This window comes from Cytophagia bacterium CHB2 (assembly GCA_030263535.1).
GTDB lineage: Bacteria > Zhuqueibacterota > Zhuqueibacteria > Zhuqueibacterales > Zhuqueibacteraceae > Coneutiohabitans.
In genome coordinates, this window is the sequence record SZPB01000199.1 from 1 (window position 1) to 11,973 (window position 11,973).

Here is an 11,973-nt window from a genome sequence, read left to right on the forward strand (position 1 = left end):
CCGGCGCGGAGGAACCGCGTAATCTGGCGTTCAACCCCAAAGACAATCTTTTCAAAGTCGTCAATGTTGCCTTGCATCACCCCACCGAATATCGCTACTTGATCCTGCTGGCCGACTCCGGCATGGGCAAAACTTCGTTCTTGCTCAATTATTATGCGCGTCACCTGCGCCAGCGCCGCAAAAAATTTGATCTGGCCCTTGTCCCGCTCGGCATTCCTGACGCCGACGCTCGCATCAAAGAGATTGCAAACAAAAACAACACCGTGCTGTTTCTCGACGCGCTGGATGAAGACACGCTTGCCATCGTCGATCACGTGGCGCGCTTGCGCGATATCTTGGCGCTCACGCGTGATTTTAGCCGCGTGTTGATCACTTGTCGCACGCAGTTTTTTCCGAAAGAAGAAGAAATCCCCAGCGAAACCGGCATTGTGAAGATTGGGCCCAAGGCTGCCGGCGAAAAGGCGCAATATGTTTTTCACAAGCTTTACCTCTCGCCGTTTACCGATGAACAAGTGCAGGCCTATCTCAAACGGCGCTATCCCTTTGCGCAACGCCGCCGCAGGCTCGCGCAAGACATGGTGCAAAAGATTCCAAATTTGAGTGTGCGGCCCATGCTGCTCAGCCACATCGATGATCTGGTGCGCGCCAACCGCGAGATCAAATACTCCTTTGAGCTTTATGAAGACATGGTAGAAGCCTGGCTGGTGCGTGAAGAGGGCATTGTTCCGGGTTTGAAAAAAGAACTGTTGCACCAGTTTTCCGAACGTCTGGCAGTTGATCTCTATGTCAATCGCAAGCGCCGCGGCGCTGAACGCATTCCGCACGCAGAACTGGCAGGATTGGCGAAATTGTGGAATATCCCGCTGGCCGACTGGCATGTTTCCGGCCGCTCACTGCTCAATCGTGACGCTGTGGGCAATTTCAAATTCGCGCATCGCTCGATTATGGGATATTTGTTTGTGAAGCGATTCACCGCCGGCGAGAAAGATTGTTGCGGGTTGGAATGGACGGATCAGATGAAGAAATTCCTTTTAGAAATGATCCAAGACCATCTTGCTTCAAATAAGCCAGTTCCTTTTGACGCCAGCGTTGCTGATTTGAGCGGATTTGTGCGAAGTTTACGCTCAAAGGCTCTGGCGAAATTATCTGGGGATGAAGTCAATCTCATGCTAAAGTAGCAAGGCTTTTTTGATACGAACAAAAACAAGAATGGCAAAGGGCTCGTTCATCATTACGTAAAGTATCACAACAACGAAGTGGTTATTGATTCTGCCACTTGTCTAATGTGGCAACAATCTGGCTCGGGAAATTCTATGACTTACAAAGCTGCTCAAGAGTACGTTCTGAAGTTGAACCAGCAGCGCTTCGCGGGCTGTAACGATTGGCGCTTGCCGACATTAGAAGAAGCAATGTCCTTGATGGAGTCGAAGAAACACGGCGAGTTATATCTTGATCGCGTGTTTGATCACAAGCAACGCTGGATTTGGACATCTGATCACCATAGCGAAGGCGCGGCGTGGGTGGTCCTTTTCGACGTCGGTAACTGCAACTTCAACCCTGTTGGCTACGACTACTACGTCCGTGTGGTGCGGGGCGGATAATCGGTTATTTGACCCTTTTTCTTTTTTGATTCTTTTCTTTTGCTGTTGCAGAGCGTGCGCTAGCAAGCGGTTAGAAAAATTTTTTTTAGGAGAACTGCCATGGCGCAATACGAGCATCTCCCCATTTACAAAAAGGCGTACGATCTCACGGTGTACATCGAAACCGTGGTGCGCAGCTTCAGCCGCTACCACAAATATACCCTCGGCACGGAGCTCCGTAATTTGAGCCGCGAAGTGCTGCGCCTCATCCGCGCCGCCAACAACTCGGAAGAACGGGCGCCGTTGCTGCAGCAAAACCGCGAGCGGCTCGAAGATTTGAAGATCACTGTGCGGCTGTGCAAGGATTTAAAGGCTTTTGCCAATTTCAATGCATTCGAACAGTGCATCAATCAGGTGGTGGATATTTGCCGGCAGAACGAAGGCTGGCTGAGAACAACGCTGCAAAAAGGCGGACGGCCGGAATCCGCTGTTCACGACCGTGAGCAGGCGGAGCGCGCCGACAGATGATTGTGCACCCCGGCCGCCTCGCAAAAATTTGAGCGAGGCATAAGTCAACCGGCAATCCTACTCCGCTGCGGCGGGGATGGATTGGACGCGGGCCTGGTAGCCCCGCCCCCTTGCGGGCATAGAGGTCAAGGTAACGAAAAGCGCCAGTCCCCAACGGGGACAAATGTGATAGCAAAGGGCAACGCCCTGGAAAGAAAGAATTTGTCAAAATTTTAGCCCTGAAAGGGCGAAATGGAATTACGTATGCGGCCTGGCCCATTCTATTTCGCGCCGTTGGCGCTCCGAGTTTGAGTTAGACTTTATCTTGGGGCGTTGCCCCAAGCTTTCACATGCCGCCCCTTCGGGGTTTTTGTTTTCTCCAAAACCCTTAGTTTGACACATATGCCCCTTGCGGGGCGCTCTTGAACAGCGATGTTCATGACGCCACAACCGCCCACAAGGAGCGGGGACTACGTAAGCCGCAAGTGCCGGGGCCAGGCACGGCGTGGGTGGTCAACTTCAACGATGGCAATTGCAACAACAACCATGTTGAGAACAACAACTACTACGTCCGTGTGGTGTGCGGGGCGGGAAAACGATCATTTGTCTTTTTTGATCATTTTGGGGCTGTTGCAGTGCGAGGGCCTCGAAATTTTTTGGAAAATCGCCTTCAATCAAAACCATTTTCGTGGCTGAAAGCCCAAGCCGTACCTTGCTTTTCGCGAATTGACACTCTATCTTTTGCCACCTTGATGAAGTTTACATTCAAGTTCAGTAATGTTCAGCCACGGCTTGGCCGTGGCTTGACCACAGTAGATGCCACGGCCGAACCGTGGCAGAACGAACCGGCATTACCGATTTTGATTGTCAAATTCCAATAGGCAAATATCGTTTTATGCATTTATGGATCAACTCGAGCAAAGCCGGCGTTGGGAAGCAGCGCAAGAACGCCACGATGTCTTGATTCTCGCCTCGGCGATACCGCGCTGCCCCGGGCTCTCTGATAAAATCCCACAACCAAAGAACGTCTGCCGGAATTGATTATCGAGTATCCTCAGGGGTAAACATGGCGAATGTGAAAAATGAGAAGACTTGTTTTGTGATCATGCCCTTCAGCGAGCAGCGCTGGGAAGTGTTTGAATACGGCATTGCGCCGGCGTGCAAAACCGCGGGCTTTACGGCGGTGCGGGTGGATCAGTTGAAGGGGCATTTCAATATCAACCGCAAAATCATCGAGCAGCTTTTTGTTTGTGACGTGGTGATTGCCGAGATCACCGATAAGAACCCCAATGTGTTTTATGAGATGGGCGTGGCGCATGCGCTGGACAACAAGACGATCATGATCGCGCAAAACGCGCAAGAGCTGCCGTTCGACATCCGCAATTACCGCTGCATTATTTATCAACAATCGGTCAAAGGCCTGCTGCAATTGCAAGCGCAAATCGTGGAATCGCTGCAAAGCTTCGACGACTGGGGCCGCAACCCGAGCAATCCCGTGCAGGATTTCAAGCCGTTTGACGCGTTCATTGCTAAAAGCGAACGCGAGAAGTTGTTGGGGGAATTACGAATAAAAGACGCACTGCTGGCCGCTGCTGTGCCCAAGACGCAATGGCAACAACTGCAGCGCGAGCATCAAAAACTGCAACAAGAGCTGGCGCGCTTGCAGCCTGCGCCATTGCCAAAGTCTTCGCCCAAATTGATACTACGGTCGCAGCCGACTGACAACCTTTCCAGCGAGCAAGTCAAAAAGATGCTGGGCGAGAAGAATTTTTTTGACGCCTATGAGAATAAAAATGGTAAGGGTGTGGTGCATCAATATGAGCCGCTGGAGCGGGAGGGCAAGAAACTCGTGCTGGATAAAACCACCGGCCTGCTTTGGCAGCAGTCCGGCTCGGATGGCACGATGGTTTTTAAAGAGGCAGAACAGTACGTGCGCGGATTGAATGAGAAGCGTTTTGCAGGATACGACGATTGGCGCTTGCCCACGTTGGAAGAAGCGATGTCGCTAATGGAGTCGAAAAAACACGGCGAACTCTATCTTGATCGCGTGTTTGATCACAAACAACAGTGGATTTGGACATCTGATCACCATGACGAAAGCGCGGCGTGGGTGGTCCATTTCAGCGATGGGCATTGCAACCGCCACCATGTTGACGACTACCTCAGCTTCGTCCGTGTGGTGCGGGGCGGATAATCGATCATTTGGTTCTTTTTCTTTTTTGATTCTTTTCTTTTGCAGTTGCAGAGCGCGCGCTAGCAAGCGGGCTCGAAAAATTTTTGGAAAATCATCCTCACCAAGATATCAATGAAAACGAGGATCGAACTCAGGGTTTGCGGCTTTTTCGTAAGGTTGGACAATGGTATCAACTCCATCTTTGTCATTTTCTGAAAACCTCTGGCGAAAATTCAGCCTGGCTTCAAACTTCACAAGATTCTTCCAGAATGACATATAATTGTAGTGACGTGGAATTAACGTGTGCGAAGCTGGCGGGCATACGCGGCGCTGTCATCAATATCCTCGCGATCCTGAACAGTCAGCCAAGTGTGTTAATCTGCCTCCAGCGTATCAACCCCATCTTGCTTTTCGTGAATCGACACGTTATATTCCGATGCATTAAAATAAGAAGTGCCATTTAAATAACTTACTCATTTTTGAAACCGCGAATGAACGCGAATATTCGCTAATTTCAAAATTCGCGTTTATTAGCGTCCATTCGCGGTTTGCGATATGGGCAAGTTATTTAAGCGAGAATCCTAAGAACAGATCGGCTTCTGACCAGCCGGTCCGCGCTGTTCAAGGCCTCAAAAGCGATTTGAGTAGAGGATTATGCTTATGACTACGGCGAGCGCGGTATTGAAAGAGTTGGGTATTTCCCCCAAAAACGCCGTGCGTGAAACGGCGTTGTTCAACGCTTCGCAAAAGGCCGCCGAATTTGCGCAAGAGTGTGAAGCCTTTGCAAGCAAATACGGACTATCCTTTGCGGAGTTCGAAAAGAAAATTCATTCCCAGTCTGAGGAAGACTTCGTTGAACACGACGACTACCTGGCGTGGAAGTTTGCCCAGGAGGGGGCAGGCTATTGGCGTGATAAAGTTCAAAAATTGCAGCTTGAATCGTGATTGGGATTATCGAAGCGCATTCGCAGATTGTCACCTCTTATGAAATCAAGCGATTTCGGCAATATGGGGGTGCCTACGAATTTGTCGCCCAAATCGATTTTGTTGATGGTTCAATATTGCATGTACGTGATTATGTTTTTCTAAATGGGGATCGCAAGTATTCATTTCATTGGCTTGATCAGCAGTTACAGCTTATCCGGCGTTGGGACAACTCTCCGCATCATCCCTATCTCTCGATGTTTCCCTTTCATGTACACACGCCCCGCGGCGTTGAAGAATCGCTGCCAATGACATTGCAGAAAGTGCTCGCCTATATCCGTCAGCAGCTTGATAACGCAAGTGCATAAGCGATCATTCGTTTTTTTTAATCATTTTCAGTGCTTTTGCAGAGCGAGCGGCTTCGAAAGATTTTTTGAAGATCATCCTCGCCAAAGTCAAATTCGGGTCTCATCGCTGTGGCCAGCTAAAGCCGACTCAAAAGATGCGCCGGAAATAGAAATAAAAGAAAAATACTGTAAGCCCTCGCCGAGATTACGCCAGCAGTTCCTCCAGCTTCAAATAATCCTGCATGCCTTGCACCAATACTTTCTTGCGCGCCGGGAATGCCGCAAAGAAGCTTTGCTGTTTTGCCGTCAGTTCGCCCCCAAGCTTGACTTCGCAAAGAACCTGACCGGCCAGGAAATCCAGCTCCACGCCGTTTTGATAGACGTAGCACGGCCCGCGTTGTTTGATCTTCAGAAACACAAGATTCTCGAAGATCGCCCCCTTGTCGCGAAATCCGGTGAGGTGGTTGCGCATGCCCACGTCGGCGGCATACAATTTTTTGGGCGACCGCAGCCGCTCGTTGAGCTTGCCGCAGCGCTCAATGGTATAAACCAGAAAAGTCTGTGTAAAGTATTCCAGGTATCGTCGCACGGTGTCCGGTGACACGCCGAAAATCCTGGCCACCTTGTTGATGGTGAATTGCTTGCCGGCGCGTTCCATCAGCAAGCGGAAGAAGTCTTTCACGCCGGACACATCACGCACGCCGTGGAGCGCGATGATATCCTTGTGAATCACGCTTTCGATGAGGTTATCAAGATAACTGATATCGCCGGTCAGAACATATTCAGGAATGCCGCCGGTTTGCAGGTATTCGTCAAAGCTCTTTTCGAGCAGATAGCCTTCGGCGCGGCGCGGCTCGAGCTTTTTAAAACTGAGGAACTCGGCAAAGTCGAGCGGCAGCACTTCGAGCACCCGCGAGCGGCCCGTGAGAAAGCCGTGCGTATCGCGCAGGATCGCAGCGGAAGAAGCGGAAGCAAAGATTTTGACGCGCTCTGCATCATAGAGATTTTTTAGCTCCTGATGGATTTTGGGCCGGTAAGCGACTTCATCAAAGAACAAGAAGACCCTGTCCGTCAACTTGAGGCCATGAATCTTGCGATAGTCGCGCAGGATTTCATTGATGGAAAATTTCTCCAGCGCCAGAGAATCCAGCGAAGCATAGAGGATGAAGCGTGGCTCGTATGCCTTCAACAATTCGGCAATAAACATCTTCATTAACGTCGTCTTGCCAATCCTGCGAATGCCCGTGAGAATGATAATGTCAGAGTTGGCTTGATTGGCTTGCAAAAACGCCGCGTATTGCGGTCGCGCGACAAAATCCGGTTGAGAAACGCCTTCCCACCAAGGATTGAATTTGTAGAGTTCTTCGGCTAAGTCAGGCATGAGGCCTCCTCATACGATAGCATCGTATAGTAAGTGGCTTAATTATACGATGGCATCGTATAAAAGGCAAGTGTAATAAATGCTGAAGATTCCGCTTGCCTTTCTTCCCCTCGCAGAGTAATGTGGCCTTCGGGTGTAGCCGAAAAGTCTGCTTCGCTCAAAACACGTACTCGAAAACAGATGGTTAGCCTCATTGATTATGCAACAAAGGGGTTTTCGGCCACACCCCTTGATTTCTTCACAAGGCTCTCACAAAAATCTGATATGACACCAGCTCATCTCCTCGTCGTCGACGACGAGCCCAACATCCGGCGCTCGATGGAAATGATTCTGCAAAGCGCCGGTTATGAAGTCGCGCAAGCCGCCTCAGCAGCCGAAGCCACGCAACGGTTGAGTGAGCAGAAATTCGATCTGCTGCTGCTTGACATCGTCATGCCGGAAATGGACGGCTTGCAGTTTCTGCCCTCGCTCAAGAGTTTGCCGCACCGGCCTATCGTCATCATGGTTTCCGGCAATGCCACCATTCAAAATGCGGTGGCGGCCACGCGCGCAGGCGCCTATGATTTCATCGAGAAGCCGATTGCCAAGGAAAAATTGTTGCTGGCTGTGAAAAATGCGCTGGTGCAAAAACAACTCGCGGAAGAAAACTCGCGTTTGCGCCGCGAGATTTCCGGCAAGTTCGAAATGATCGGCGACAGCCCGGCACTGCAAAACATTCGCGCACAAATCAGCCGCGTGGCGCCCACCAACACGCGCGTGCTGATTCTGGGCGAAAGCGGAACCGGCAAAGAACTGGCGGCGCGCGCCATTCACGAGTCGAGCGAGCGCGCCAGCGGGCCGTTCATCAAAGTCAATTGCGCGGCCATTCCGGAAGACTTGATTGAAAGCGAGTTGTTCGGACACGAAAAGGGCGCGTTCACCGGCGCCACCGCCAGCCGCGAAGGCAAATTTCAGCTTGCCGATTGCGGCACATTGTTCTTGGATGAAGTCGGCGACATGAGCCTGAAAGTGCAAGCCAAAGTTTTGCGCGTTTTGCAGGAGGGCGAGTTTGAGCGCGTGGGCGGAATCAAAACGCAGCGCGTTGACGTGCGCGTGCTGGCCGCCACCAACAAGAATCTCGAAGAAGAAGTCCGGCGCGGCAATTTTCGTGAAGATTTGTGGTATCGCCTGAACGTTGTGCCGCTTGTGATGCCGGCGTTGCGCGAGCGCCGCGCGGATATTCCTGTGCTCATCGAGCATTTTACCGCGCTGTATTGCGCCGAAAACGGTTTCAAGCGCAAACATTTCAATCCGGAAACGCTGGAGAAACTCACGCAATACCACTGGTCGGGCAACATTCGCGAGTTGAGAAACACAATTGAGCGCCTCGTGATCATGACGCCGGGCGACACCATCTCGCCGGCGGATTTGCCCATGTCGTTGCAAACGTCTCATGCGACTGCCGGGCCGCGCTTTCCGATTGGCGCCTCGCTCGAAGAGGTGCGCAAACAAGTCGAGCGCGACTACATCACGGCGTGCCTGCAATCCGCGGAGGGCAACATGTCGCGCGCGGCGCAAATGCTTGGCCTGGAGCGCAGCCATCTCTACAAAAAAATGAAAGCCCTGGGGCTGGAGGCGTGATCGTCTTACAATTTTGTCAGCGCAACGTTTATTGCCAATCTCGTAATTTTTGCATCAAATAAAGTCTTGCTTTTCAGCAGCGCCGGTGTATATTTGAACGCGTTGTGTTGCGTGCAGGGGAAACGCCGTGCGATCACCTCTTCTTTCGATCACCTCCCGTTTAAATCATTGCTATTGCCGCCCTCAGACGTGAAACGAGATTTCCGTTTGTTCGATTATGGCCACCCCTTATCAAGCAACCATTCGACGCGGGAAGAAACGCAAATACCGTGCGAGGCAAGCGCGCCGTCAAAAGCAACAGCGCTTGCGCGCCGCGGCAGCGTTTAAGCCGTTCGAAGAAAAACGCCAAACCGGGCGACTCTGGCAGCGTTCGCAGCCTGCCAATATTCCTGCGTTGCCGGCTCAGCGGCATGATTTTCACATCGTGCGTTGGGCTTTGCTGTGGTTGCTGCTCCTGATCTCCTCGCTGCACGAGTTGCCGGTTCAGCCAAAAATTAAACCAATGCCGGAACCCGCAGCGCGCGCGGAATCTCAATCCCTTGTTCGGACAGAAATCCCCAGCGAGTCAATGTTGGATGCAGCCTCAAGGCCGGCCGCGTTGCAGCCTCGCCGGGATGTCATTATTCCTCCCAAACTTTCCCAGCCGAGAAAAGCAGCCCCGGTGGTCGCGCGCGCGTCAGAGTTTTCGTTCTCGCCGCCGATGAACCGCATCAATGAAACAATGTTGCCGCCTCATGAAATGTTGGAAACGCCCGCGCGCATTCGCTGGGAGCGGTTGGCGTTGGTGCAGGCCGCAACGCTGGGAATGGGAGGCTATGGATTTGTGAAGTACAACGGCTTGTTCGGCAAAGTCGGGCAGCCGTTCAAAATTGGCAATGATTTGACGAAAGATCACACACTGCTGTTCGACGAGGTGATGCATTTTCAAGGCAGCTATCGCATCACGCAGGCGGTTGCCGGAGTTTATCAATGGGCGGGCGTGCCGAAATCCGTTGCCGATTGGATTGGCGCGGGCACCTCGGCATTCATTATGACGGCGCTCGAATATGTTGACGGCCGCCGGGTGAAGGACGAAGCGAGTTATTCGGATCTGGTCGCCAATTTTGCCGGCATCGGGTTCGCGTTGGCGAAAACGCGTGTGTCTTTTCTGCAAGATTTTGATTTGCGCTTCAGCTATCTCACCCCGGCTGATCCTTTCCGGCATGATACCGTCAAACGTTACGAGCGCATGACGCACTGGCTGACATATGATCTCAACCGCAAATTCGGCATGCCGTTGCATATCGGTTTGGGCTATGGTGTGCGCCATCCCTTTCAACCGAAAGTCAAACCGCAATACTTTGTCGGCATCGGCCTTTCACCCCTTGTAATTTTGTCCCATCTTTCACCACCCGCCGCCAAAACGCTGGAGTTCTTACGATTTTATCACTTCGGCAATCGCATGCAAATTTGAAATTGCGCCCGCAGATGCGAGTTCGGGCTTACAACTGGCAGCACCGTGTTGCAAAGTTACCAGACATACTGGCGTGTGCTTTTCCTGCCCTTGATTAAAAATTTCCTGAAAAAATCGGCTGCCTTTATTGGGAGGGGAAGTACGGCTGGTGTGAGAAACTCCTTGCATTTTGGCAGCAGCATAATATTTTCCATCGCGGGATTGCGATAGTTAGGCAGCGATGAGTGGCAAAATCATTACATGCTAGGCCTTGAGGTAGCGGCTCGTGTTGTGCCAGGATAACCAAGCTTGGAGGTTGATATGGAAGAAACAATTCAGTTCAAATTGAACGGCAAGCCCACACGCTTGCGAGTTGATGCCAATCGAACCCTCTTGTGGGTGTTGCGCACGGATTTGGGCTTGACCGGCACGAAGTACGGTTGCGGCGAAGGCCTGTGCGGCGCTTGCACAGTTATGCTCGACAAAGAAGCAATCCGTTCATGCCAATTGAGAATGCAAGACGTAGCAGGAAAAGAAGTCACGACTATCGAAGGGCTGGCGCAAAACGATAAACTGCATCCGCTGCAGCAAGCGTTTATGGAACACGACGCGCTGCAATGCGGTTACTGCACCTCGGGAATGATCCTCAACGCTTATGGCTTATTGTTGAAAAATCCGAGGCCCAGCGCCGCTGAAATCATCGCGGGAATGGATGACAATCTTTGCCGCTGCGGCGCGCATCAGCGCATCGTGCAAGCCGTTCAAAGCGCTGCGAAAGGAGGGCTGAACAAATGAAGCAAAACGAATATCAAGATCTCGCGTTTGAGGAAGTCGTCTCGCAATATTCTCTCAGCCGCCGTGACTTTCTCAAACGCCTGGGCGGCGGCATCTTTGTGCTGTGGGCCGCGCCCACGAATTTTGTTTCCTCGCTTGAAGCGCAGGAACGCATGTACCCGGCGGATTTCAATGCCTATCTGCGCATCGGCGAAGATGGCCGCGTGACCTGCTTCACCGGCAAGATCGAGATGGGACAGGGCATCGTCACCTCGCTGGCCCAGGAACTTGCGGAAGAGCTTGAGGTTTCGCTGGAGGTCATTGATATGGTGATGGGCGATACCGACTTGTGCCCGTACGATCGCGGCACGTGGGGTTCCATGTCCACACGCTTCTTCGGACCCGCGCTGCGCGCCGCAGGCGCGGAGGCGAAAATGGTGCTCATGGAACTTGCTGCCGAACAGCTCAAAATTTCCAAAGATCGTTTAGCCGTGAAAGACGGGGTCATTTGGGAAGCGGCCAAGCCGAACAATCGTGTCACCTACGCGCAGTTGTCCAAAGGCCAGAAGATCGCGCGCACGTTGACGGAAAAAGCCATACTCAAAAGTGCAGCGGATTACAAAGTCATCGGCAAGCCCGTGAATCGGCGAGATGCTCGGGAAAAAGTGACGGGCAAGGCGAGGTACGCCGGAGACATACAATTTCCCGATTTGTTGCATGCGCGCCTCTTGCGACCGCCGGCGCATGGCGCGAAATTGCTGAGTGTTGACACAACTGCGGCGCAACAGATCGCCGGCGTGCAAATCATTCGCGAGGGCGATTTGGTGGCGGTGCTGCATAAGTATCCCGATGTGGCCGAGAACGCTTTGAAGAAAATCAAAGCCGAGTTTGACACGCCGGCGGCGAATGTCGATGATAAAAACATTTTTGATCATTTGCTCAAACTCGCACCGGAGGGTGACGTGGTGGCGCAGGGCGGCGATCTCGCTGCCGGGCAAAATAGCGCTGCAATGGCATTCGAAGAAACCTATTTGAACAGCTACGTCGCGCATGCGCCAATGGAGCCGCACACCGCAACCGCGAAATTCGAGGGGGAGAAGATTACGGTGTGGGCCTCGACACAGTCGCCGTTTGGCGCCAAGGGCGAGATTGCGCGCGCGCTCAGCCTGCCCGAAGAAAACGTGCGCGTCATCACGCCGTATGTCGGCGGCGGCTTTGGCGGCAAGTCACGCAAC

General features: G+C 52.4%; 10 protein-coding genes and 1 pseudogene. 10 read left to right on the plus strand and 1 reads right to left on the minus strand.

All coding sequences use genetic code 11. The features are described from left to right. The first annotated feature begins 1,256 nt into the window (after nucleotides 1-1,256). The 6 genes and pseudogenes from FBQ85_18055 (at nucleotide 1,257) to FBQ85_18080 (ending at nucleotide 5,552) form a co-directional block, all read left to right on the plus strand. A pseudogene (locus FBQ85_18055) lies at nucleotides 1,257-1,601 on the plus strand (DUF1566 domain-containing protein). A 99-nt stretch (nucleotides 1,602-1,700) separates the two neighbouring features. After that, nucleotides 1,701-2,108, plus strand: coding sequence for a four helix bundle protein (locus tag FBQ85_18060; GenBank protein ID MDL1877039.1), 408 nt, complete (start codon nucleotides 1,701-1,703; stop codon nucleotides 2,106-2,108). A 401-nt stretch (nucleotides 2,109-2,509) separates the two neighbouring features. Then, complete coding sequence (locus tag FBQ85_18065; protein MDL1877040.1) at nucleotides 2,510-2,968, plus strand: hypothetical protein; 459 nt, start codon at nucleotides 2,510-2,512, stop codon at nucleotides 2,966-2,968. A gap of 185 nt (nucleotides 2,969-3,153) precedes the next feature. Then, nucleotides 3,154-4,281, plus strand: coding sequence for a DUF1566 domain-containing protein (locus FBQ85_18070; protein ID MDL1877041.1), 1,128 nt, complete (start codon nucleotides 3,154-3,156; stop codon nucleotides 4,279-4,281). A gap of 639 nt (nucleotides 4,282-4,920) precedes the next feature. Then, entirely contained in the window at nucleotides 4,921-5,205 is a 285-nt protein-coding gene (locus tag FBQ85_18075; GenBank protein MDL1877042.1) for a hypothetical protein, read from the plus strand. After that, the gene (locus FBQ85_18080; protein MDL1877043.1) at nucleotides 5,202-5,552 is read left to right on the plus strand and encodes a hypothetical protein; all 351 of its coding nucleotides are present in this window, start codon (nucleotides 5,202-5,204) and stop codon (nucleotides 5,550-5,552) included. Before FBQ85_18075 ends, FBQ85_18080 begins: the two co-directional genes overlap by 4 nt. 184 nt (nucleotides 5,553-5,736) lie before the next feature. Here the strand turns inward: FBQ85_18080 and FBQ85_18085 are convergent, their stop codons facing one another. Continuing rightward, the gene (locus FBQ85_18085) at nucleotides 5,737-6,912 is read right to left on the minus strand and encodes an ATP-binding protein (GenBank protein MDL1877044.1); all 1,176 of its coding nucleotides are present in this window, start codon (nucleotides 6,910-6,912) and stop codon (nucleotides 5,737-5,739) included. Nucleotides 6,913-7,176: 264 nt separating this feature from the next. Between FBQ85_18085 and FBQ85_18090 the strand changes: the two genes are divergently transcribed. The 4 genes from FBQ85_18090 to FBQ85_18105 all read left to right on the plus strand — a co-directional run. Further along, complete coding sequence (locus FBQ85_18090) at nucleotides 7,177-8,532, plus strand: sigma-54-dependent Fis family transcriptional regulator (GenBank protein ID MDL1877045.1); 1,356 nt, start codon at nucleotides 7,177-7,179, stop codon at nucleotides 8,530-8,532. 217 nt (nucleotides 8,533-8,749) lie between these two features. Then, nucleotides 8,750-9,985 carry a hypothetical protein gene (locus FBQ85_18095; GenBank protein MDL1877046.1) on the plus strand — a complete coding sequence of 412 codons (1,236 nt, stop codon included), beginning with the start codon at nucleotides 8,750-8,752 and terminating at the stop codon, nucleotides 9,983-9,985. A gap of 300 nt (nucleotides 9,986-10,285) precedes the next feature. Next, complete coding sequence (locus FBQ85_18100) at nucleotides 10,286-10,759, plus strand: (2Fe-2S)-binding protein (GenBank protein MDL1877047.1); 474 nt, start codon at nucleotides 10,286-10,288, stop codon at nucleotides 10,757-10,759. After that, nucleotides 10,756-11,973, plus strand: a 1,218-nt coding sequence (locus FBQ85_18105; protein MDL1877048.1) for an isoquinoline 1-oxidoreductase, incomplete at its 3' end; no start/stop codon positions are given. The genes FBQ85_18100 and FBQ85_18105, both read left to right, overlap by 4 nt.